Raw genomic sequence first — 21,984 nt, forward strand, 5'->3', positions numbered from 1 at the left:
CGGCGCGCCAGCGCCGCGCGGCGCGGGCACCGATCGCGATCAGGCCCGCGACGCGTCGGCGCCGGTGGCCACCACGTACGCCGACGCCTGCTTCGTGCCGTCCGGCTTCGCCTGCAGGTACACGCCCTGGATTTCCGGCTCGAAGCCCGGCAGCGCGTTGATCCCGGCTTCGAGCGCACGGAAGTAGTCGAGCGCCGGGCCGCCCCACGCTTCGCCGGGCACCACGCAGAAGATGCCGGGCGGATAGGGCAGCGCGCCTTCGGTCGCGATCCGGCCTTCGATGCGATCGAGCGTGACGAGCTCGACGTTGTTGCGGATCAGCTCGGTGTTCGCGGCCTGCGGCAGCATCGCCTGCTTCGGGAACTGCGCGCGCCGGAACATCTGTTTCTGCAGATGCTTCATGTCGTGGCTGCGGTAGAAATCGTGCATTCGCTGGCACAGCTGCCGCAGACGCATCGTGCCGTACAGCTCCGGATACGCTTCGCACAGCGACGGAATCGCTTCGCGCAGCGGCGTGTCCTGGTCGAGATGGCGCTCGAACTGCGCGAGGTGCGCGACCAGATGCTGCAGCTTGCCGGCACTCTCCGACGGCGTGAGCAGGAACAGGATCGTATACAGGTCGGCTTTCTCGGGCACGACGCCGTGCTCGCGCAGGTAGCGCGCCAGAATCGGCGCCGGCGCGCCGAACGGCGCATATTCGTGCGTGTCGCGATCGATGCCGGGCGTCGTCAGCAGCAGCTTGCACGGATCGACGAAATACTGGTCGTCCGCATAGCCTTCGAAGCCGTGCCACGTGTCGGCCGGGTGGAAGCGGAAGAAGCGCAGGTCGTCGACGATCTGCTCGGTCGGATGGTCGGCCCACGGGCGGCCGTCGACCTGCTGCGGAACGAACGGGCGAATCTGGCGGCAGGTTTTCAGCAGCAACTTGCGCGCATCGACGCCGTGCGCGACGCAGTCGCGCCACAGGCGCCTGCCGGCCGGGCCCGCATGCATCTGCGCGTTGACGTCGAGTGCCGCGAACATCGGGTAGAACGGGCTCGTCGACGCGTGGATCATGTACGCGTTGTTGAAGCGCCGGTGATCGCAGAAGCGCTTCTGTCCTTCGATGTGGCTGTCCTTCTTGTGGATCTGCGACGTTTGCGAGAAGCCGGCCTGCTGCTTGTGTACCGATTGCGTGACGAAGATGCCGGGATCGTCGGGCCCGAGCGTCAGCATCAGCGGCGAGCAGTCCTGCATCATCGGGATGAACTGCTCGTAGCCGACCCACGCCGAATCGAACAGGATGTAGTCGCACAGATGCCCGATCCGGTCGACGATTTCGCGCGCGTTGTAGATCGTGCCGTCGTAGGTGCCGAGCTGGATCACCGCGAGCCGGAACGGGCGCGGCAGGTCGGCGCGCTCGGGCGCGACGTCGCGGATCGCGTCGCGAATGCGCGCTTCGCCGAGCGCCGCGCTGTCGACGCCGCCGATGAGGCCCCACGCGTTGCGCGCGGTCTCGAGGTAGACCGGCCGCGCGCCGGACAGCACGAGCGCGCCGAGGTGCACCGACTTGTGATTGTTGCGGTCGAACAGCACGAGATCGCCGGGCGCGAGCAGCGCGCTCGTGACGACCTTGTTCGACGTCGACGTGCCGTTCAGCACGAACCAGGTTTTATCCGCGTTGTAGATGCGCGCGGCGTTGCGCTGTGCTTCCAGCGCGGGCCCTTCGTGAATCAGCAGGTCGCCGAGCCGGACGTCCGCGTTGCAGAGATCCGAGCGAAACAGCGTCTCGCCGAAGAAATCGAAGAACATCCGGCCGAGCGGATGATTCGAGAAGAACTGGCCGCCCTGATGGCCCGGGCAGTCGAATTCGACGTAGCCGCGCTGCACGTAGTCGCGCATCACCTTGAAGAACGGCGGCAGCAGGTTCTCGCTGTAGATGTCGGCGGCGGCGGAAATCTGCCTGCCGTGGTAATGGCGGCCGCCGTGCCGGAGCGGGATCACGCCGCTTGCGCTCGGCAGGACCGACGGCGGCACTTCCTGGTCGGGTTCGACCGCGACGAAGAACGGAATCGCGAAGCCGGTTCGCTCGACGGTTTTCAGCACCTTTTCCGCGGTATCGATACCGACGACGACTGCCGCGATATTCGTGAAATCGGTCTGGAATACGTCGACCTGTTCGTGCGTGGTGAGAAAGGCGCCGATCAGCGCCGGCTCGACTGCGATTTTCAACAGGCTCACGCGAACTCTCCGGTAAATGACCTGAAGCGGGAGCCGCATTCGCGCCGGCGTGTGATGTCGATACGACACGCGCTGCAGCCGATTGAAACGCTCCCGCGAATGCCGAACGCCGAATGCGGACTGCGCCGGCAAGCGTTGAGCAGCGCGCCACGGCCGTGATCGGATAGTGCCCGACGCCGCCGATCGTAGCAATAAAGGCACGCGAATTCAATCAATCGCAATCGTCAATGTCATTGACGAATGAGCCTGATCAATCGATCGGGAATTGTCGTGCCGCGGCGCATATAAAAATGATCCAATGTTGAAATCCTATTGGAAAGGCGCCGATGGTTTCACCGAATCGTCGGCTTTTCATCGAAAGGCGTTCATGGCATAGTCGGCTCCGAACTGGATGGCGAATCAAGCCGGAATGGCGAGCGTCTCGTGCCGCTGCCCGTGACCTGCCGTCCGCGTGCTCGTGAGACGAACGATACCAATCGAAGCAACGCAACAGCGAGGGCAACAACGTGAACACTTCCATTGGCGGCATGCGCCGCCTCGGCATGCGTGCGCTACTGATCGACGACGAGATCGCGCAGGAAACCGCGGCCGGGCGCGCGGTTCGCACGCTGAGCGCGGAGCTCGCGCAACGCGGTATCGACGTGTTGACGGCGACGTCCGCCGACGATGCCATCGTGTTGATCCGCTCCGATCCGTCGATCCAGTGCGTGCTGCTCGACTGGGATCTCGGCGTGGACGGTCACGGGCCGTCCGAAGCGGTGGTCGATGCGATCCGGCATCGCAACGGCAGCGTGCCGATCTTCCTGCTCGCCGACCGCAGCGTCGCGTCGACGGTGCCGGCCGCGGTGATGGGCAAGGTCGACGATTTCGTGTGGCTGCTCGAGGATACGGCCGACTTCATCGGCGGGCGCATCCACGCGGCGATCGAACGCTATCGCTCGACCGTCCTGCCGCCGATGTTCGGCGCGCTCGCGAAGTTCTCGCGCGTCTACGAATACTCGTGGCATACGCCCGGCCACACGGGCGGCACCGGCTTCCTGAAATCGCCGGTCGGCCGCGCGTTCTTCGAATACTTCGGCGAATCGCTGTTCCGCTCCGACCTGTCGATCTCGGTGGGCGAACTCGGTTCGCTGCTCGATCACTCGGGCCCGATCGGCGAAAGCGAACGCTATGCGGCGCGCGTATTCGGCGCGCATCGTACGTATCACGTGACGAACGGCTCGTCGACGTCGAACCGCATCATCCTGATGGCGAGCGTGAGCCGCGACCAGATCGCGCTGTGCGACCGCAACTGCCACAAGTCGGCCGAGCATGCGATGACGATGTCGGGCGCGATTCCGACCTACCTCGTGCCGACGCGCAACCGCTACGGAATCATCGGGCCGATTGCGTCGGAGCGCCTCACGCAAGTGGCGATCCGCGAGGCGATCGCATCGAACCCGCTCGCGGCGGGGCTGCCGGATCGCCAGCCGAAGCATGCGATCGTGACGAACTCGACGTACGACGGCCTCTGCTACAACGTGACGCGCGTCGAGGAGCTGCTCGGCGCGAGCGTCGACCGGCTGCACTTTGACGAAGCGTGGTACGGCTACGCGCGTTTCAATCCGATCTACCGCGACCGCCATGCTATGCACGGCGACCCGCGCGACCACCACAAGGATCGGCCGACGGTATTCGCGACGCAGTCGACGCACAAGCTGCTGACCGCGCTGTCGCAGGCGTCGTACATCCACGTGCGTGACGGCCGCAGCCCGATTCCGCATGGCCAGTTCAACGAAACGTTCATGATGCACGCGTCGACGTCGCCGAACTACGCGATCATCGCGTCGAACGACGTCGCCGCCGCGATGATGGACGGCCCCGGCGGCGCGGCGCTGACGCGCGAATCGATCGAGGAGGCCGTCGCGTTCCGGCAGATGATCGCGCGGATGAACGGCGAATTCGGCGCGAAGGGCGACTGGTTCTTCGAATGCTGGCAGCCCGACACCGTGCTCGAGGCGCGCACGGGCCGCACGCTGCCGTTCCACGAAGCGCCGCCCGAGCTGCTCGCGACCGACCCGGCGTGCTGGGTGCTGCGCCCCGGCGCGCAATGGCACGGCTTCGGCAACATCGAGGACGGCTACTGCATGCTCGACCCGATCAAGGTGTCGATCGTCACGCCGGGCGTGGCGCCGGCCGGCGGCCTGATGCCGGTCGGCATCCCGGCGAGCGTCGTCACCGCGTATCTCGATGCGCGCGGGATCGTCGTCGAGAAGACGACCGATTTCACGATCCTGTTCCTGTTCTCGATCGGCATCACGAAGGGCAAGTGGGGCTCGCTCGTCAGCGCGCTGTGCGATTTCAAGCGCGACTACGATGCGAACCTGCCGCTCGACATGGCGATTCCGTCGCTCGCGAAGGAGCACGGTTCACGCTATGCGAGCATGGGGCTGAAGGATCTGGCCGACACGATGTTCGCGGCGATGGAACAGCTCGGCACGACGCGTCTGATGTCCGACGCGTTCTCGATCCTGCCGACGCCGGAGATGAGCCCGGTGCGCGCGTACGAGCGTCTCGTGCAGGGCCGCGTCGAGCAGGTCACGCTCGACGAGCTGGCCGGGCGCACGGTGGCCACCGGCGTCGTGCCTTATCCGCCGGGCATTCCGCTCCTGATGCCCGGCGAGAACGCGGGGCCGGCCGGCGGCCCGGTGCTCGGCTACCTGAAGGCGCTCGAAGCGTACGACCGGCGTTTTCCGGGCTTCGCGCACGATACGCACGGCGTGGAAGTCGAGGACGGCACGTACCGCGTGTACTGCCTGACGGCTTGAAGCCCCGAAGCCTGACCGGGCGAACGAGCGATCGGCCGCGCGGCGGCCTCACATCGAAGGATCGAACACCATGGACAACGCAGCGCATCTGGCCGATGCGGCCCCGGCGGCCGCGCAGAAGCACCGGATGAACGTCTGGCAGCTCACCATTCTCACCGCGGTCAACATGATGGGCTCCGGCATCATCCTGCTGCCGGCGAAGCTCGCGCAGGTCGGCACGATCTCGCTGCTGTCGTGGATCGTCACGGCCGGCGGCTCGCTCGCGCTGGCCTATGCGTTCGCGCGCTGCGGGATGCTGAGCCGCAAGCCGGGCGGGATGGGCGGCTACGCGGAATACGCGTTCGGCAAGGCCGGCAACTACATGGCGAACTACACGTACGGGCTGTCGCTCGTGATCGCGAACGTCGCGATCGGCGTCACGGCGGTCGGCTACGGCACCGTGCTGTTCGACGCGACGTTGTCGCCGCTGCAGACGGGGCTGTGGACGATCTTCCTGCTCGTGCTGACGACGGTCGCGAACTTCGGCGGCTCGCGCATCACCGGCCGGATCGGCGCGGTCACGGTGTGGGGCGTGATCATTCCGGTCGTCGTCGTGTCGCTGGTCGGCTGGTTCTGGTTCAGCGGCGCGACCTGGGGCGCCGCGTGGAATCCGCACCACATGCCGTTCGGGCCGGCCGTCGGCGGCTCGATCGCGGTGACGCTGTGGGCGTTCCTCGGGCTCGAATCGGCGTGCGCGAACGCGGACGCCGTCGAGAATCCGGAGCGCAACGTGCCGATCGCCGTGCTCGGCGGCACGATCGCGTCGGCGATCTTCTACATCGTATCGACCAACGTGATCGCCGGGATCGTGCCCAACGCGATCCTCGCGGCGTCGAACGCGCCGTTCGGCCTCGCGTTCGCGACGATGTTCACGCCGACCGTCGGCACGATCGTCACCGCGCTGATGGTGATCGCGTGCATCGGCTCGCTGCTCGGCTGGCAGTTCACGGTGGCGCAGGTGTTCAAGAGTTCGGCGGACGTCGGCTACTTCCTGCCGGTGTTCGCCCGCGCGACGCGCACGGGCACGCCGATCGTCGGCATGGTGATCCTGCTGATCGCGCAGGTCGCGCTGGCGCTGATGACGATCAGCCCGGAGCTGAGCAGCCAGTTCCAGAAGATCGTCGATCTCGCGGTCGTCACGAACCTCGTGCCTTACGTGATGTCGATGGCCGCACTGATCACGATCCAGAAGGTCGCGAAAGTGCCGCCGGGCAAGGCGCTGCTGACGAACGCGGTCGCGATGGTCGCGACCGCGTACAGCTTTTACGCGCTCTACAGCTCGGGCGAGCAGGCGCTGATGCTCGGCGGCCTGTGCGTGTTCCTCGGCTGGACGCTGTTCGGCTTCGTCAGCGCGCGCTTCTACCAGATGGAAGTCGACGCGCACGTGAAGGAGCCGGGGAAGTCGCTGCAGGCGTGACGGCCAGCGCTGGCGTTACGTCAGCAGCGGCGGCAGGGCGCGTTTCAGCAGATCGACGACGGCGCGCACGCGCGGCGGCAGCGGCCGCTGCGCGTGCACCAGCACGTTGAGCGCGAAGTCGGGCACGTCGTAGTGCGGCAGCAGGCGGACGAGCCGGCCGTGCGCGAGCGCGTCCGCGCAAGCCGGATGCTGGACCACGCCGATGCCGCCGCCCGCCGCGATCGTGTCGAACATCGGGCGCCAGTGGCTCGCGGTCATGACCGTGCGGATGCGCGCGTGTTCGACTGCACCGCCGTCGCGCTGCAGCGGCACCTGTTCGTTCGCGAACATGCCTTTCACGCGGATGAACGGATGGTTCGCGAGATCGGCCTTCGTGTCGAGCGGGCCGTGCCGCTCGAGATACGACGGTGCTGCGACGAGCACGCGGCCGATTGCGCCGAGCGCGTAGGCGACGAAGCCGCCGTCGCGGAGCGGGCCGATCCGGATCGAAATGTCGACGCCCTCGGTGACCGGATCGACGATCTCGTCGTTCAGCACCAGGTCGATGTGCAGCTTCGGATACGCGGTGCGGATCTGCATCAGCACGGCCGGCAGCACGACCTCGCCGAAACACTGGGGCGCCGCGAGCCGGATCGTGCCGTCGAGCGCATTCTCCGTCTTCGACACCGACGCCACGGCCAGTTCGGCCGCTTCGAGCAGCGCCTTGCTGCGTTCGTAGAAGAGGCGGCCTTCCTCCGTGCACGCGAGCGTGCGCGCACTGCGCATCAGCAGCCGCGTGCCGAGATGCTTTTCGAGTTTCTCGATGCGCTCGCTGACGGCCGGCTGGCCCATGTCGAGATCCCGCGCCGCGCCGGACATCGTGCCGCGCTCCACGACTCTCACGTAGATGCGCATCGTCGCCAACAAATCCATGAAGTCGCGCCTCGTGTCTTCCGGTTCGATTTTTACCGATCGATGGATGGTACCAAAGCGGCGTCGACGCGATGGTGTGCATGAAGCCGATACTGAGTATCGGCCGGTGCGCTCACGGGGCTGCCGAAGCCGCGTGCGTTCGTCCGCGCCGTGAGCGAAAATCGGCCTTCTTCCGGGCGACCGACAGGAGACACGACATGACGCAACGGAATGAAGCGCGACGGACGCATTGTGTCGCGTGGCAGAACGTGCAGACGTGGCAGGCGGCGGAATGGTGCCGGCTCGACGAGTCGCGCACGGGTATCGCGCTAACGGGTGCGGTGGCGGGCGCGATCGACGGCACGCCGTTTCGTATCGACTACGCGATCGCATGCGGCGCCGACTGGCTCACGCGCTCGGCGCGCGTGACGCATTGGACCGGCACGGCGCCGCCCCGGCAATGGGACATCGCGTGCGACGCAGGGCAGTGGACGATCGACGGCGTCGAGGCGCAGGCGCTCGCGGGCGCGACCGATATCGATCTCGGCTTCAGTCCGTCGACCAATACGCTGCCGATCCGCCGGCTGGCGCTCGCCGTCGGCGAGTCGGCCGAGATTCGCACCGCGTGGTTGCGTTTTCCGGATATCGACATCGTGCACGGCGAGCAGCGCTATACGCGCACGGCGCCGCACGTGTACCGCTACGAGAGCGGCACGTATGCGGCCGATATCGGAATCGACGATGTGGGCCTCGTCACCGACTACGACGAATGGCGGCGCATCGGCGCGGCGCGTCCGTCGGCCGGCGTCAGGTAGATCGGCTGGATGTCGGCATACGTGAGGCCTGCATGCTCGAGCGCCTTCGCCAGCAGGTAGTGGACGCTCGAGCCCTTGTTGAACGCGACCTTCTTGCCGCGCGGTTGCGCGACGGTACGGATCGGCGAATCGGGCAGCACGACGATCGCCTCGCCCTGCGGCGCGGGCGGCTCGTCGCCGACGTAGACAACTCGACGCCGACGGCCTGCGCGAAGATCGGCGGGTTTCGCCGGCCGTGGCGACGCCGATCGCGCCGCCGCGCTCACTCGGTGACGAGCAGGCTTTCCTCGATTGAATCGACGCGGTCCGGATAGAACGCGAGGTGCCCGCGAATCGATTCGACGGCCGGATTCGGATGCTCGTACGTCCACACCGCGTTGGTCGAACGTTCGCCCCCGGCCGGAATCGAGTAGTACGCGCAATCGCCCTTGTACGGGCAGTAGGTCGCGTGGTCGGTGCGTTCGAGCAGCGACATGTCGGCATCCTCGCGCGGAATGTACAGCACCGCCGGATAACTGGCCTCGCGCAGCACCAGCGCGTGGCGCGTATCGGCGACGACCTTGCCGGCGACCTTCACGACCACGCGCGACGAATGCGGTTCGATCAGGATCGGGTGATCGGGGCCCGGCGATTTCACGGGACGAGAGGGCGTATCGGGGTTGATCGACATCGGGGTCCTCCAGGAACGGGGCGCACCCGCGGGTGCGCGGTGCCGGCAGGTGTGCGCCGGCGGATTCCCGCGCACCGGTGCCGGCGTTGGCCAACCGATACGATGCACCCATTCGGCGGAACGTGCAGGGGGCCGGAAGGACGCCCGCCGCCGTGAGCGCATGGCGCTGCGTCATGACGCCGGGCGGGGGCGGCGTCGGGGCGGGGCTCGCGAACGTGTCTACGGCGCTCGCATGGACATTCGATCGCTCTCGCGCGCTGCGCTTCGAACAGCGGCGCCGCGCCCTGGAAGTTGGCCCAGCGGAACCGGTACGGCGTGCCGTCGAGCACGCGTGCGGCTTCGGCCAGCGCCCGCGGGCCGCCGGCCTGGTCGCCGAGCACGCGAGCGCTTTACGCGGCCGGCGCGACCGTGCGCAGGAATGCCCGCACCGCCGGCGCCTTGTCGAAGCGCCGGTGCGCAAGCGCGAGCGCCGACATGATCGGCTTGCCGGCGATCGGCCGGTACACGACGCCCGGCAGCGACACGCAAGCGGCGAGCGCATCCGGAATCACCGCGACGCAACCGTTCACCGACACGCACGCGAGCACCGCCAGCAGGCCGCCCGGCCGCGCCGCCACGACCGGCGCGAAGCGGCCGCGGCGCGCGACTTCGAGCGTGCCGAGCTCCTGTTCGGGTACCGCGAAGCGCGCGTCGGCGAGGTCGGCCGCGCGCACGGCCGCCATCGCCGCATGGCGCGAATCGGCCGGCACGGCCGCGACGAACACGTCGCGCTGCAGCGTGACGATCCGCAGGCCGCCGGGCAGCGGCAATGGCGGGCGCACGTACGCGAGGTCGAGGCGGCCCGCGTCGAGCTGGTTCGCGACGTCGTCCATCGGCACTTCGCGCAGGTTCAGCTCGATGCGCGGGTGCGTGGTGCGGAACGCGCCGACCGTGCGCTGCAGCGTGCCCGAATAGACGGCCGACGACACATAGCCGATCTCGATCCGGCCGAGCTCGCCGCGTTCGGCCAGCGCGGCGAGCTCGCGACCGCGCTGCAGATGGTCGAACGCGGCGCGCGCTTCCGCGAGATAGGCCTCGCCGGCCGCGCTCAGCGTGACCGCGCGGCGCGACCGGTGAAACAGCCGCACGCCCAGCACGCGCTCGGCTTCCTGGATCTGCCGCGTGAGCGCGGGCGGCGCCATGTCGAGCGCATCGGCCGCGCGCGCGAAATGCAGGTGTTGCGCGACGCTCAGGAACGCGCGCACGTGACGGAATTCGAGCTGGCTCATGGTTGCAATTTTCGTCAATTAAACTGCATTGAAGTGTCAATGACAGGCAATAGCGGCCAAGCCTAGCATACGGCTCGTTCATCCTGTTCCGGAGTGGCCGATGTCCCAGTCTTCACCGGCGTCGCGCGCGAGCGCGGCGGCCGCCCCGCGCACGGGCGGCCGCCTGCCTGCCGCCGCGACGCTCGCCGTCGCGTCTGCGACCTGCGCGCTGATCGTGCTCGACACGAACGTGGTGGCCGTCTCGCTGCCGAGCATCGCGCGCGGCTTTCACGCGAGCTTCGCCGATATCGAATGGGTCGTGAGCGCGTACATGACCGCATTCGCCGCGTGCCTGCTGCCGGCCGGCGGCCTCGCCGACCGCTTCGGGCGCAAGCGGATGCTCCTCGCGGGGCTCGCGCTCTTCTTTGTCGCGTCGCTCGGCTGCGGCATCGCGCCGTCGGCCGGCTGGCTGATCGCCGCGCGCGCGGCGAAGGGCGGCGGCGCCGCGCTGCTGCTGACCGCGGCGCTCGCGGTGATCGCGAACCGCTTCCCGGACGGGCGCGAGCGGGCGCGCGCATGGGCGGTCTGGGGCATGTGCATGGGGATCGCGACGGCGATCGCGCCGCTCGTCGGCGGGGCGATCACGCAATGGATCGGATGGCGCTGGGTGTTCCTGCTGAACCTGCCCGTCTGCCTGCTGCTGGCGGCCGGCGCGCGCGTCGCGATCGACGAATCGAACGATCCGCATGCGAAACGCGTGGACGCGGCCGGCAGCCTGCTGTTCGGGGCGGCGCTCGCCTGTGCGATCGCGGCGCTGATCGGCGCGCCGTCGCACGGCTGGCTGTCGGCCGCGACGCTTGGCCGGCTCATGCTCGCGGCGGCGCTGCTGGCGGCATTCGTCGGCGCGGAGCGCTGGCAGGCGCGGCCGATGATCGATCTCGCGCTGTTTCGCCAGCCGCGCTTCGTCGGCGCGGTGCTCGCGATGTTCGGTTATGCGGCGTGCGCGCAGGTGATGATGACGTTCCTGCCGCTGTACCTGCAAAACGCGTTCGGGATGTCGGCGATCGATGCCGGGCTCGGGATGCTGCCGTTCGCGTTCGCGATGATCGTCGGCCCGTCGCTCGGTGCCGCGCTCGCCGCGCGCGTGTCGTCCGGCGGCGTGCTGGCGGGCGGCCTCGCGCTGATCGGCGCGGGCAATCTCGCGACCGCGGCGCTGACGGCCAGTGGCGACTATCGGCTCGTCGCGCTCGGTATGTTCGCGACGGGGTGCGGCGCGGGCATCATGAACGGCGACACGCAGAAGGCGATCATGGCGTGCGTGCCGCCGGATCGCACGGGCATGGCGTCGGGCATCAGCACGACGACGCGCTTCTCGGCGATCGTGACGGCCGTCGGCGTGCTCGGCGCGGTGCTGGCGGCGAGTACGCATGCGCGGCTCGACGGCCTGCTGTCCGCGACGCCCGGCCTGCGCGCGTTTGCCGATGCGTCGTTCATGTCGAGCCTGCTGGCCGGCGACCTCGCGCAGGCGCTCGGCCGCGTGCCGTCGTCGGCTGCCGGCGCGCTCGCGCGGGCCGCGCCCGTCGCGTTCGCGAGCGGATTCGCCAATGCGTTGACGGTGAGCGGCGTGCTGGCGCTCGGTTCAGCCGTCGTTGCCGGCAAGTTGCTTGCGCAACCGATGCGCCGAGGCGCGTGACGTCGTGCGCGATCCCGCTGTCGACGTTGGGCCGGTCAGTGCGACTTCGTCGGAATGCGATGAATGCGGGCCGCCTGCGCGACGCGCGCCGGAGGCCACGCATGACAATGCGAGGCCGGCCTGTCGCGCGTGGGCCGGGCGAGTTCGCGCGGATCGGCGATGTCCGGCGTGGTTTCCGGAGCGTCCGCATCGGCTTCGGAAGCGGCAACCGCGGCAACAGCGGCGATCGCTGCAACGGCCGGCAGCATCGCGTCGGCATCGAGCCATGCGTGCGTCGCTTCCGCGATCAGTCCGCGCAGCCATCGACCGCCTTCCGCGCACGTCCCCGATTCGTTCCACGTCATCCGGTACGCGATGTCCGGCGGCTCGGCCGGCAGCGCGACCGCGGCGAGCGGCAGCAGCTTCGCGTAGTGCCGCGCGAGGCGGTACGTGGTGGTGAGGATCAGGTCGCTGCGCACCAGCGCGTGCGCGGCGAGTTCGAAGTGCGGCAGCGTGACGACGATGCGCCGCTGCAGGCCGACGCGATCGAGCTGCCGGTCGATCGCGCCGCGCGCTTCGAGCCACGACGGCGTCGGGCACAGCTGCGGCGCCGCCGCGAACCCGGCGGCCGTCATCGCGCCGTGCCGCGCGAGCGGATGCGTCGCGCGCATCAGGCACACGACGCGGTCGTCGAACAGGTCGTCCTGCCGGAAGCGCGACCGGCGAGCGGGCCGGTTGTCGATCACGACGTCGAGTTCGCCGTCGGCCAGCGCGCGCTCGTCGTCGAACCCGTCGCCGAGCGGATGAAACACCAGTTGCGCGTTCGGCGCGCGCTCGCGGAACAGTGCGACCAGCTTCGGCACGAACAGCACGTTCAGGTAGTCGGGGCAGCCGATCCGGTAGGTGCGCACCGACGTGCGCGCGTCGAACGTCGGCTGCTGGACGCGGATGAAGTCGATCACGCGCAGTGCGTTGCGCAGCGGCTCGATCAGTCGCGCGCCGAACTCGGTCGGCACCATCCCGTAGCGGCTGCGCACCAGTAGCGGATCGCCGAGCAGCGTGCGCAGGCGCTTGAGCGCCGCGCTCGTCGCCGGCTGCGACATGTTCAGGCGTACGGCCGCACGCGACACGGTACGCTCGGTCAGCAGCACGAGCAGGATGCGCATCATCCGCGCATCGAGCACGTCGAGCGCGCCCGCGGCGTCGCTCGCGGCGCGGTGGATGGCTTCCCGTTGCACGCCGTTGTCTCCTTCCATATGCGGGGCGCGAAACCGGCCGCATGTCGTACGCGGCGCGGGCCGGACCCGGTGGACGTTATGTCTCGGATTGGTTCGCGAGTATGAGCGGCGGCTACCGCGATGGGAAATTAAATATTCGGCTGGGTGTCATTCGAAAAACGAATGCAGTGGCGGGCGGCCGCGGCGCGGGGGGCGGCACGCATATTGCGAGTCAGCGGGTTCCATCCACATCGACATCAGCGGAGGTGTCATGCAGCGATATTCCATTCGTCACGTATCGCGAGCCGTCTTCGCCGGCATCCTGATCGCGGGCCTGGCGGCAGGCGCGGGTTGCAAGAAGAAGGACGACAACGGCGCGGCCAGTTCGGATTCGAGCGCAGCGAGCGGCATGTCGGCCGCGCCTTCGACCGCACCGTCGGGCATGCCGAGCAGCGGCGCGGCCGGCGGCAGCGGCGATGCCGGCGCGAGCCTGCCGGGCGCGGCTTCCGCGCCGAGCGGCGCGAGCGGCGGCTGACGCACGCGAGTCGTCGGAGCGGGCGGTGCGTGAGCGCGCCGTCCGCCGCGGAGGTGCCGTGCCGGCTGGGACGCGCGCCGGACGGCGTGCGCGCGTCCGTGGGCATGAAAGATTTGCAAGGACCGTTGTAGCGAATTCCGGCCCGGCGGCGATGGCGTGATGCCGATGTCCGCGGGCCGGGCAAGGAGGTGCGATGCAGAACGCGGAATCGAACCCTACCCCGGAAAAGCAGCGGGAACAGATCCAGAAGAGCCCGGTGAAGACACCGGCGGCCGGCGACATGCCCGATGCGGCGACCCAGGCCGCGCAGGTGGCGCAGCGTCCGCTGACGCCGGAGGCGGTCGCCGGGAAAATGCCGACCGGCCTGCCGGCGATCGACGTCGACGCGCACGCGGTCGACAGCGGCGACCCGGTACGCCGGGCGGTCGGCCGGATCGTCACGCTCGACAACGCGAACATGGCGATGACCGACAACACGGTCGACGTCGACGGCAAGGGCATGGAGACGCGTACCGGCGCGTCGGAACTGCAGGACAACGTGATCTATTCGAACGCGTCGCTCGACGAAGCGGTCGATACGCCCGACGAAGGGCTCGGCGGCATCGAGAGCCGGCCGTCCGGCAACCTGCCGCAGATCGCGACGCGGCCGGGCTGGCGCGTGCGCCATGTCGGCGACGTCGAGGTCGAGCATGGCGAGCGCACGCGCGCCGAGCACGTGATCTGCCTCGAACGGATCGACGCCTGATAGCGGGCACCGATACCGACGCTCGATGCCGGTATACGACACGCGGCGGCCGATGCGATCGCACCGGCCGCCGCGTGTGTTTTCGGACCCTTGCTGCGTTACTGCGGCCCCAGCTCCTGCGCGGACGTATCGGCGTTGTTGCCCTGCGCGACGAGCACGTGAATGTCGTTCGGCGTCACGTCGCCGATGCCGCCGGACGGAATCGTCAGCAGCAGCCAGTCGGCGTTGTTGCCGATGTTGACCGGCGCGGTCTTGAGGATCGGCGACTTGCTGCCGGCCGTCGTGACGATTATCTGGTAGGTGCCGCCGTTCAGGTAGACCGAATCCTGCGTCGTCGCCGGCACGGCGTTCTGGTAGGCCGCACCCGCCATCGTCGGGCTTTGCGTGGTGATGTCGGTGCCCGGCGGCACGACGTACACGTCCACGTTCTGCGCATTCGGCGACGCGTTGAAGCTGCGCACGCGCGCCTTGTCCGACAGCAGGCCCTTGTCGTACGGATCGTCGATCACCGAGATCAGCGACGTCGTGCTCGGCAGCGCGATGGTCGTGTAGTGGTGCCCGTTCGCGGCGCTGAACGATTGGGAGGCGATGGTCGCGGTCGTGCCCGACACGTCGTAGCTCGCGGTCTGCGTGCCCGAATCGACGTCGTGATAGCGCGTCACGCCCTTGTACGCGACGCCCGACTGGTCGATCTTCGCATTCAGGTAGTAGTCGAGGTTAGGGCCGGCCGGCACCGCGTTGATGAAGCGCGCCTGCGGCTTCGAGATGCCGAGTTCGGTCCCGGCGTCGTCGCCGCCGCCGCACGCTGCGAGTACGGAAATGACCGAGCACAGGGCCACTATCGTTCGTATTGATTTCATGTCGTCCTCTCGTTCAGGAAACCTGCCTTGCGATGCGGGACCGCCGCGCGAAGGATCGTGCGGGGCGCAGCGCCGGTTGGAAGGAAGATGGCTGTCCGCCGGATGGCGGGCGCGAAAAGGGCGCAAGCGACGTGCCTGTGCGGAGAAAAAGCCGCTGAACGACGGCCGCACGGGGGCTGGAAGCGCGCACGCGCCGGGCGGGCGGCGTGCGCGGGACGACACGGGGAACGTCGGGGCGGGCCGCGCGATGGTCGCGGTTGTAAAAAGGTCGCGTTGGGGCGGAGACGCGACGCGTCAGCGGTTCACGAGCCGGGCCGGATACGCGAGCGCGAGGGCGCAGCCGACCAGCATGCACGCGGCGAAACCGTACAGCCCCGCGCTTTGCGAATGGAACGTGTCGCGCAACCATCCGATGAAATAGGTGCTGCCGAACCCGCCGAGATTCGCGATCGAGCATGCGAACGCGATCCCGCCGGCGGCGGCCGAGCCCTTCAGGAACGTCGACGGCAGCGCCCACACGACCGGCATCGCGGCGGCCGCGCCTGCGTTGATCAGCGAGAACAGCAGCACGGTGCCGAGCGTGCCGTGCGACGACGAAGCCGCGATCGCCAGCGCGACGGCCGACACCACGAACGGTACGACGATATGCCAGCGGCGCTCGCGCGCGCGATCGGAACTGGCGCCGCAGTACAGCGTCGCGAGCACGGCGGCGGCGTTCGGAATCACCATCAGCCAGCCGATGTGATATGCGTCCTTCACGCCGGTGTCGCGCAAGATCGTCGGCAGCCAGAAGCTCACCGCGTACAGGCCGAGCAGCACGCACAGGTCGATCAGGCCGAGCGCCCACACCTTCGGATCGGAGAACGCCTTGCCGAGCGCGTGGCTCTTGTTGCCGGACGGATCGGCGTCGAGATTCGCGCGCAGCACGCGCTTCTCGTCGGCGTTCAGCCATTGCGTGGATTCGATGCCGTTGGGCAGCCAGCGCAGCACCGCGAAGCCGAGCAGCACCGACGGCAGCGCTTCGAGCAGGAACAGCCACTGCCAGCCGCCGAGCCCGTGTGCGCCGTCGAACGCGCGCATGATCCAGCCGGAGATCGGGCTGCCGATCATGCTCGACAGCGGCAGGCCCACCATGAACAGCGCGACGATCCGCGCGCGCCGCGCATCGGGATACCACTGCGTCAGATAGAGCAGCACGCCCGGCAGGAAGCCGGCTTCGGCGGCGCCGAGCAGGAAGCGCACGAGGTAGAACTGCATCGGCGTGTGCACGAACATCGTCGCGCCCGACAGCAGGCCCCACGTGATCATGATCCGCGCGATCCACAGCTTCGCGCCGACCCGTTGCAGCACCAGATTGCTCGGGACTTCGAACAGGATGTAGCCGGCGAAGAACAGGCCGGCGCCGAGGCCGTACACGGTGTCGCTGAACTTGAGCGCATCGAGCATCTGGAGCTTCGCGAGCCCGATGTTGATGCGGTCGAGATAGGCGGCGAAGTAACACAGGCAGAAGAGGGTGATGAGACGCAGCGTGACCTTGCGATAGAGAGGGCCGTGGGGCGCGTCGTCGGGGGAAACGGCGGCGCTCGGGTGTGCGGTAGACATGGGAATGCCCCTGTTCGAATGTGGCGGATGAATGGGTGGCTCGATCGACGCGAGCGGACGTTCCGCTGCGCACAGGAATCTGTATATCACGTCAAATACGTAGCGTACACACTAGAAAATACCGAAGCGCACTGGCATGAATCCGGTCGCCTGGATCGAAGCGTTTCATGCGGGCAAAAGCCGCGTTTAAAAAGGGATATTGGGCGATATGGAGCACGTGCTGAAAACGCTGCGACGCGCGTGACGGCATGCACGATATTCGTGCGTATGCGCTCAAAATTGAAGTGTATGCGTGGAAGTGCGCCCCCACGTATTCCATGCCTGTTCGGCGCCGCTGCGACCGCGCGCGGCCGGGCTGGCGCGCCGTCGCGATGGTGGAGCGTCCCGACAAGGTTGGACGATCGACACCCGCAGCCGCATGCGACACCGCGAATCATGATGCACCGCAATGACGCGACCGGCCGGCCGCCGGCTGCACCGATTTGAGGGTGTACACTGCTTGTCTTTCATTTGCACGCGGGCGCGGGCCCGCACTCTCATGGCGTCTTCCAAGGATTCGTACGATTTTCACGACCAGATCGGGCATCTGCTGCGCCGAGCGTACCAGCGGCACGTTTCGATTTTCCAGGAAGCGATCCCCGACTCGGATCTGACGGCCGCACAGTTCGTGACGCTGTGCGCGGTCAAGGCGCAGCAGGCGTGTTCGCTGAACGACATCGTCAAGGCGACCGCGATCGATCAGGCGACGATACGCGGCGTCGTCGAGCGCCTGAAGACGCGCGCGCTGATCGAGGTGTTGCCCGATCCGAACGACGGCCGCAAGCTGATCGTGCGCGCGACCGCGGCCGGCCTCGCGCTGATCGACCGTACGGTGCCGTTCGCGCGGCAGGTGACGGAGCGCACGTATGGCACGCTCAATCCGGGCGAGCGGGTCGCGTTGCAGTTTCTGCTGCGCAAGATGATGGAAGAAGACGGCGACGCGTGACGCGCGGCGCGGGCCGCCCTACGTCGCACCCGCCGTGACCGATGCGCGGGCCGTGTCGGCGCTCAGAAGCCGGCCGGCTTCGCTCAGTGCGGCGCGCACGGTTTCCGGCGTGAACGGCGGCGCGTAGAACCGCACGCCGGTGGCATCGAACAACGCGTTCGCGACCGCGGCCGGCCCCGGCACCGATGCCGATTCGCCCGCGCCGAGCGGCGGCTCGCCTTGCCTGGGCATCAGCACGACATCGACGTCCGGCACTTCGTCGAACGTCAGGATCGGATAGCTCGCCCATTCGCGCGACGCGACCTTGCCGTCCGCGAACCGCACGCGTTCCTTCAGCGTGCGGCTCAATACCTGAATCACGTTGCCATGGATCTGGTGGCGTACGCCATCGGGGTTGATCATCGTGCCCGTGTCCTGGCCGACCGTCACGCGTTCGATACGGATCTCGCCCGACATGCGATCCACGCTCAGGTCGACGATCCAGGCCGACCATGCCGCACCGAAACCGGGGAAGCGGCTGTGCACGTAGCGCGCATACGCGAGCCCGCGGCCGCGCACGATCCGGGCTTCGTCGCGTTCGTTCAGCGGGCGCGGCGCGCGCGGCATCCAGCCCGCGCGCTCGGCCACGGCCTTCAGCAATTCGATCGCACGCGTGTCCTGCAGATGGCGAATGCGGAACGCGAGCGGATCGACGCCGGTCAGCGCCGCGCATTCGTCGACGAACGCGTCGTGCGCGAACGAGTTCGGCAACGCCGACACGCCGCGCAACCATGACGCCCGCACGAGCGGCGCGAGATCCTCGCAGACGAAGCGACGATGCGGGCTCGCATACGGCGATACGGCCGTGCGGTCGCCCATCTCGAACACGCGCGGCTCGGGCGCGATCGCGCCGGTCAGCAGCGCCGCGAGCAGCGGCGCGTCGTTCGACGGATAGCGCGTCGTGAAGTCGTAGCCGAGCAGGTGGCCGTCGCGCGTGACGGTGCCCGTCACCTGCATCGACTGGCCCGCGCCTTTCGGTTCCCACAGATGTTCGTCCGCGCGCGACAGTTGCACGCGCACCGGTCGGCCGACCGCGCGCGACAGCAGCAGCGCGTCGCCGCACACGTCGTCCGCGCCGTTGCGGCCGTAGCAGCCGGCCGCTTCCATCCGCACGACGTCGACATCGGCTTCGTCGCGCGCGACGAGCGTCGCGAGGTCGTGGCGCAGCGATACCGGGTTCTGCGTGCCGGACCACACGGTGATTCGCCCGTCGCCCGGCGCGCGGTAGTCGGCGAGCGCGCACGACGGGCCGATCGAGCCGTGCATCTGGAACGGCCACGCGTAGGTGCGCGACAGCGTGAGCGTGTCCGGTTCCGCTCGCGCGGCGTCGACGTCGCCTTCGTCGAGCAGCACGCGTCGTCGGGCCGGCGCGGCGGCGATCGCGGCGGCCGGCGCGTCGAGCGGCGGCAGCGCGGGAAGCGGCCGCCACGTCACGCGCAACTGGCGCGCCGCGCGGATCGCATGCTCCTCGCGTTCGGCGACGACGCCGACGAAATCGCCGATCGCGACGACGGCCACGAGCCCCGGCACGTCGGCCACCGACGCGCGATCGATTTCAACGAGCGACGTGCCGACGAACGGGCCGCTGTCGTGGCCCGCATACGGTGGCCGGACGACGCGGCCGTGCAGCATGCCCGGCACGCGCATGTCGTGCACGAACGTGAGCTGGCCGGTCGCCTTCGCGGGCAGGTCGACGCGTGGCGACGAGCGGCCGACGATCCGGTAGTGCGCGGGGTCCTTCGTGCGGGTGTTCAGGTCGAGCGTCAGCGCGATCCGTTGCGCGGCGACGAGCGCGGCGAACGTAACTACCTGTCCATCGGCTGAAACCGTTCCATCGTCGATGTTCAGCCGTTCCACATCGACGCCGAACCGCTCGGCGGCGAGCGCCAGCAGCGCGTGGCGCGCCTGCGCGGCCGCGCAGCGCAGCGGCGTCGCGGAAATCTGGATCGTCGCGCTCGCGATGGTCGGCCCCTGGTTCGGCGTCGCGGCCGTGTCGCCGAGCACCATCGTCACGCGCGCGGCCGGCACGTCGAGTTCCTCGGCGACGATCTGCGCGAGCGACGTGCGGATGCCGGTGCCGAGATCGACGTGTCCGTTGAACGCGAGGATGCGGCCGTCGTCGAGAATCGCGACGAACACTTCCGGCAGCGCCGGCACGTACGACGACAGGCTGCCCGGCTGGCCGGGCGCGGGCTTCACGGGCGGTGCGGGCGGCCGGATCACGGTCAGGCAGCCGGTGCGCGCGAGCAGTTCGGAGCGGTTCACGGGGGAGAGATCCTGTCGAGGAAGGCGCGGCCGGCGCCCGGCCACGACGAATGCGGCGGGCGTGCAGCGCGCGGTGCACGCGAGACGGCGGGTGGCCGCGGCGCGGCGGCGCATGCGGTCAATCTAGGTCGCCAAAACCCCTGCGTCAATTGCGCGCGGGTGCTGGCGTAGCCACCGCTCCAGGCGCCCGAACCGCCCGAATGGCCGGCGCCATCCGCGCGACGCGGCGGCTCAGCGCGCCTGCACGGCGTCGATCGCCGCGATCGCATCGTCGAGCGGCATCACGGCCGCATATTTCTGCTGCATGTCGAAGAGGTTCGCGTCGTGCGGCGCGATCGCGCGATCGCCGACGCAATCGGCGAGCACGAGCGGGCGGAACCCGTGCGACATCGCGTCGACGACGCTCGCGCGCACGCAGCCGCTCGTCACGGCCCCCGCGACGAGCAGCGTCTGCACCGCACGCTGCGCGAGCCACGGCGCGAGCTGCGTGCCGAAGAATGCGGACGGCACGGTCTTGCGCACGACGAGTTCGCCCGGCGCGGGCGTGAGCTCGGGCACGATCGCGCTGTTCGGATGATGCTCGGTCAGCGTCGCCATGCCGGGCACTTTCAGCGAGAACACGTTGTCGTCGCTGCCGTCGTCCGCATACACGATGCGGCTGTGCGCGACCGGCCAGCCGCGTTCGCGGGCGAGCGCGAGCGCATGCGTCGTGCGCGCGATCGCCGGCGCGATGTTGCCGCCGCCGAACGTCGCGGGATCGGCGAAGCCGACCACGAAATCGACGATCAGCAGTCCAATGTTGCCGTGCGGCGGCAGCGGCGTGCCGAAACCCTGCTGGCGATACACGTTCGCTTCGGCGTGACGGGAAAGATCGTTCATGGTGTCCGGTCCTCGTCTATCAGACGGGTTGGTCGGTCACGCGGCCGTCGCGCACGACGGTCTCGCCGTCGAGTTCGACCGTGCAGCGGCGCAGCGGGATGTCGATGTGGCACGTGGTCGTGCGATTGCCGCCGCCTTCGTTGTTCGGGCCGAGCGAGAACAGGAAGTTGCCCTCGAACGCGCGCGCATCCATCCCGATCGTCGCCTCGCGGTCGTACAGCCCGAGCGTCGACCAGCGCGCGCGCGGTTGCAGCCCCCAGCCGATATGCGAGATCGCGTAGCCCTCGGGGTCGGCGAACGTTTCCATGTAGTCGCGCAGCAGGTCGGCGTCGACGCCGCCTTCGATGCGCGTCGCGTAGCCGCCTTCGACGGTCAGCGCGATCGGGTCGCGCACGTAGTGCTTCTGCGGCAGCAGGATGTCGCCGCGATCGATCACGATCGTGCCGCGTGCGGTGCGATCGTTCGGGTAGGTCAGCGCGAAGCCGCTCGGCCAGTGATCCCAGCGGCCCGGCGCGTCGACGAAACCGTATTCGGCGGTCGGCGGAAACTCGCCGAGCGGGCACACGAGCGCGGTGCCGGCCGCCGAGCTCACGCGCATCTCGCGCGCGGCGGCGATTTTTTTCGACGCGGCGAGCACGCGCGTGCGATCGGCCAGCGTCGGCACCATTCGCACCAGCACTTCGGGCGGCTCGACCGCGAGCAGGATCTTCGTGCCCGATTTCAGGATGTCGTGCTGTTCGGGCGAGAACAGCAGGGTCATCAGATCGAGCACGAGGTCGCTCTCGCGCAGCGCGGCGATCGCGGCCTTGTTGCCGGTCAAAGGCGTCGTGCCGAGGTACGCGAGCGGGTCGCGGCTGAACGCCTTGTCGCCGTTCACCGGCGGCAGGTCGAGCCGGTTGACGATCGCGCCCAGCGCCTGCGTCGCGATCAGCGCGCACGACAGCGTCTGCGGATGGGTGGCCGCGCTCGTCAGGATCGTGACGGTCTGGCCCGGTTCGAGGCGCGACAGCGTGAGGACCTGCTTCCACGCGTCGATCAGTTGGGTATCGCTGACTGGCATCGTCGGCTCCGGTAAAGGC

General features: G+C 68.7%; 17 protein-coding genes and 2 pseudogenes. 7 read left to right on the plus strand and 12 right to left on the minus strand.

The window, feature by feature from the left end; genetic code table 11:
* Nucleotides 1-39 precede the first annotated feature (39 nt).
* The gene (locus tag CFB89_RS20565; RefSeq protein ID WP_179233502.1) at nt 40-2,220 is read right to left on the minus strand and encodes an ornithine decarboxylase; all 2,181 of its coding nucleotides are present in this window, start codon (nt 2,218-2,220) and stop codon (nt 40-42) included.
* 542 nt (nt 2,221-2,762) lie between these two features.
* Here CFB89_RS20565 and CFB89_RS20575 point away from each other — a divergent pair.
* Both CFB89_RS20575 and potE read left to right on the plus strand, forming a co-directional pair.
* The gene (locus CFB89_RS20575) at nt 2,763-5,027 is read left to right on the plus strand and encodes an Orn/Lys/Arg decarboxylase N-terminal domain-containing protein (protein WP_179233539.1); all 2,265 of its coding nucleotides are present in this window, start codon (nt 2,763-2,765) and stop codon (nt 5,025-5,027) included.
* 70 nt (nt 5,028-5,097) lie between these two features.
* The gene (gene potE, locus CFB89_RS20580) at nt 5,098-6,483 is read left to right on the plus strand and encodes a putrescine-ornithine antiporter (protein WP_089469485.1); all 1,386 of its coding nucleotides are present in this window, start codon (nt 5,098-5,100) and stop codon (nt 6,481-6,483) included.
* A gap of 15 nt (nt 6,484-6,498) precedes the next feature.
* On the opposite strand, the gene CFB89_RS20585 is transcribed toward potE, so the two are convergent.
* Nucleotides 6,499-7,395, minus strand: coding sequence for a LysR family transcriptional regulator (locus tag CFB89_RS20585; RefSeq protein ID WP_089469486.1), 897 nt, complete (start codon nt 7,393-7,395; stop codon nt 6,499-6,501).
* Nucleotides 7,396-7,592: 197 nt separating this feature from the next.
* On the opposite strand from CFB89_RS20585, the gene CFB89_RS20590 reads away from it, so the two are divergent.
* Nucleotides 7,593-8,189: a putative glycolipid-binding domain-containing protein gene (locus CFB89_RS20590; RefSeq protein WP_089469487.1), complete on the plus strand. Its 597-nt coding sequence runs from the start codon at nt 7,593-7,595 to the stop codon at nt 8,187-8,189.
* On the opposite strand, the pseudogene CFB89_RS20595 reads toward CFB89_RS20590, so the two are convergent.
* From CFB89_RS20595 to CFB89_RS20610, 4 genes and pseudogenes are all read right to left on the minus strand, one after another.
* Nucleotides 8,147-8,444, minus strand: a pseudogene (locus CFB89_RS20595) (ABC transporter substrate-binding protein); the annotation flags it as partial. The gene CFB89_RS20590 and the pseudogene CFB89_RS20595 sit on opposite strands and share 43 nt — an antisense overlap.
* Nucleotides 8,445-8,451: 7 nt before the next feature.
* Nucleotides 8,452-8,859 (minus strand): DUF427 domain-containing protein, encoded by a 408-nt coding sequence (locus CFB89_RS20600; protein ID WP_069230921.1) that lies wholly within the window; start codon nt 8,857-8,859, stop codon nt 8,452-8,454.
* 239 nt (nt 8,860-9,098) lie between these two features.
* Nucleotides 9,099-9,239 (minus strand): annotated as a pseudogene (locus tag CFB89_RS34405) (ABC transporter substrate-binding protein); the annotation flags it as partial.
* Between the two features lie 9 nt (nt 9,240-9,248).
* A complete protein-coding gene (locus tag CFB89_RS20610; RefSeq protein WP_089469489.1) occupies nt 9,249-10,127 on the minus strand; it encodes a LysR family transcriptional regulator in 879 nt (292 codons plus the stop codon).
* Between the two features lie 100 nt (nt 10,128-10,227).
* On the opposite strand from CFB89_RS20610, the gene CFB89_RS20615 reads away from it, so the two are divergent.
* Nucleotides 10,228-11,799, plus strand: coding sequence for an MFS transporter (locus tag CFB89_RS20615; RefSeq protein WP_089469490.1), 1,572 nt, complete (start codon nt 10,228-10,230; stop codon nt 11,797-11,799).
* Between the two features lie 35 nt (nt 11,800-11,834).
* Here CFB89_RS20615 and CFB89_RS20620 read toward each other — a convergent pair whose 3' ends face one another.
* Entirely contained in the window at nt 11,835-13,016 is a 1,182-nt protein-coding gene (locus CFB89_RS20620; RefSeq protein ID WP_256979726.1) for a LysR family transcriptional regulator, read from the minus strand.
* 250 nt (nt 13,017-13,266) lie between these two features.
* On the opposite strand from CFB89_RS20620, the gene CFB89_RS35005 reads away from it, so the two are divergent.
* Together CFB89_RS35005 and CFB89_RS20635 are read left to right on the plus strand one after the other, a co-directional pair.
* Nucleotides 13,267-13,530: a hypothetical protein gene (locus tag CFB89_RS35005; RefSeq protein WP_179233503.1), complete on the plus strand. Its 264-nt coding sequence runs from the start codon at nt 13,267-13,269 to the stop codon at nt 13,528-13,530.
* Between the two features lie 193 nt (nt 13,531-13,723).
* Nucleotides 13,724-14,275 (plus strand): DUF3005 domain-containing protein, encoded by a 552-nt coding sequence (locus CFB89_RS20635; protein WP_089469492.1) that lies wholly within the window; start codon nt 13,724-13,726, stop codon nt 14,273-14,275.
* Nucleotides 14,276-14,373: 98 nt separating this feature from the next.
* Here CFB89_RS20635 and CFB89_RS20640 read toward each other — a convergent pair whose 3' ends face one another.
* Nucleotides 14,374-15,135 (minus strand): DUF4397 domain-containing protein, encoded by a 762-nt coding sequence (locus CFB89_RS20640; protein WP_089469493.1) that lies wholly within the window; start codon nt 15,133-15,135, stop codon nt 14,374-14,376.
* A 294-nt stretch (nt 15,136-15,429) separates the two neighbouring features.
* Nucleotides 15,430-16,737 carry an MFS transporter gene (locus CFB89_RS20645; RefSeq protein WP_089469494.1) on the minus strand — a complete coding sequence of 436 codons (1,308 nt, stop codon included), beginning with the start codon at nt 16,735-16,737 and terminating at the stop codon, nt 15,430-15,432.
* Nucleotides 16,738-17,275: 538 nt separating this feature from the next.
* Here CFB89_RS20645 and CFB89_RS20655 point away from each other — a divergent pair.
* Nucleotides 17,276-17,722: a MarR family winged helix-turn-helix transcriptional regulator gene (locus CFB89_RS20655; RefSeq protein WP_089469495.1), complete on the plus strand. Its 447-nt coding sequence runs from the start codon at nt 17,276-17,278 to the stop codon at nt 17,720-17,722.
* Between the two features lie 18 nt (nt 17,723-17,740).
* On the opposite strand, the gene CFB89_RS20660 is transcribed toward CFB89_RS20655, so the two are convergent.
* The 3 genes from CFB89_RS20660 to CFB89_RS20670 form a co-directional block, all read right to left on the minus strand.
* A complete protein-coding gene (locus CFB89_RS20660) occupies nt 17,741-20,026 on the minus strand; it encodes a xanthine dehydrogenase family protein molybdopterin-binding subunit (protein WP_089470545.1) in 2,286 nt (761 codons plus the stop codon).
* Between the two features lie 231 nt (nt 20,027-20,257).
* Nucleotides 20,258-20,905: an isochorismatase family protein gene (locus CFB89_RS20665; protein ID WP_089469496.1), complete on the minus strand. Its 648-nt coding sequence runs from the start codon at nt 20,903-20,905 to the stop codon at nt 20,258-20,260.
* Nucleotides 20,906-20,924: 19 nt separating this feature from the next.
* A complete protein-coding gene (locus tag CFB89_RS20670) occupies nt 20,925-21,965 on the minus strand; it encodes a 2,5-dihydroxypyridine 5,6-dioxygenase (protein ID WP_089469497.1) in 1,041 nt (346 codons plus the stop codon).
* Between the last annotated feature and the right edge of the window lie 19 nt (nt 21,966-21,984).

The organism is Burkholderia sp. AU16741, from assembly GCF_002223345.1.
Classification (GTDB): Bacteria; Pseudomonadota; Gammaproteobacteria; order Burkholderiales; family Burkholderiaceae; genus Burkholderia; species Burkholderia sola.

Bases quoted from the DNA above. Each gene is read 5' to 3' on its own strand.
- CFB89_RS20575 (WP_179233539.1), top strand. From the start codon at position 2,763: ATGCGTGCGCTACTGATCGACGACGAGATCGCGCAGGAAACCGCGGCC.
- potE (WP_089469485.1), top strand. From the start codon at position 5,098: ATGGACAACGCAGCGCATCTGGCCGATGCGGCCCCGGCGGCCGCGCAG.
- CFB89_RS20585 (WP_089469486.1), bottom strand. From the start codon at position 7,395: ATGGATTTGTTGGCGACGATGCGCATCTACGTGAGAGTCGTGGAGCGC.
- CFB89_RS20590 (WP_089469487.1), top strand. From the start codon at position 7,593: ATGACGCAACGGAATGAAGCGCGACGGACGCATTGTGTCGCGTGGCAG.
- CFB89_RS20600 (WP_069230921.1), bottom strand. From the start codon at position 8,859: ATGTCGATCAACCCCGATACGCCCTCTCGTCCCGTGAAATCGCCGGGC.
- CFB89_RS20610 (WP_089469489.1), bottom strand. From the start codon at position 10,127: ATGAGCCAGCTCGAATTCCGTCACGTGCGCGCGTTCCTGAGCGTCGCG.
- CFB89_RS20615 (WP_089469490.1), top strand. From the start codon at position 10,228: ATGTCCCAGTCTTCACCGGCGTCGCGCGCGAGCGCGGCGGCCGCCCCG.
- CFB89_RS35005 (WP_179233503.1), top strand. From the start codon at position 13,267: ATGCAGCGATATTCCATTCGTCACGTATCGCGAGCCGTCTTCGCCGGC.
- CFB89_RS20635 (WP_089469492.1), top strand. From the start codon at position 13,724: ATGCAGAACGCGGAATCGAACCCTACCCCGGAAAAGCAGCGGGAACAG.
- CFB89_RS20640 (WP_089469493.1), bottom strand. From the start codon at position 15,135: ATGAAATCAATACGAACGATAGTGGCCCTGTGCTCGGTCATTTCCGTA.
- CFB89_RS20645 (WP_089469494.1), bottom strand. From the start codon at position 16,737: ATGTCTACCGCACACCCGAGCGCCGCCGTTTCCCCCGACGACGCGCCC.
- CFB89_RS20655 (WP_089469495.1), top strand. From the start codon at position 17,276: ATGGCGTCTTCCAAGGATTCGTACGATTTTCACGACCAGATCGGGCAT.
- CFB89_RS20665 (WP_089469496.1), bottom strand. From the start codon at position 20,905: ATGAACGATCTTTCCCGTCACGCCGAAGCGAACGTGTATCGCCAGCAG.
- CFB89_RS20670 (WP_089469497.1), bottom strand. From the start codon at position 21,965: ATGCCAGTCAGCGATACCCAACTGATCGACGCGTGGAAGCAGGTCCTC.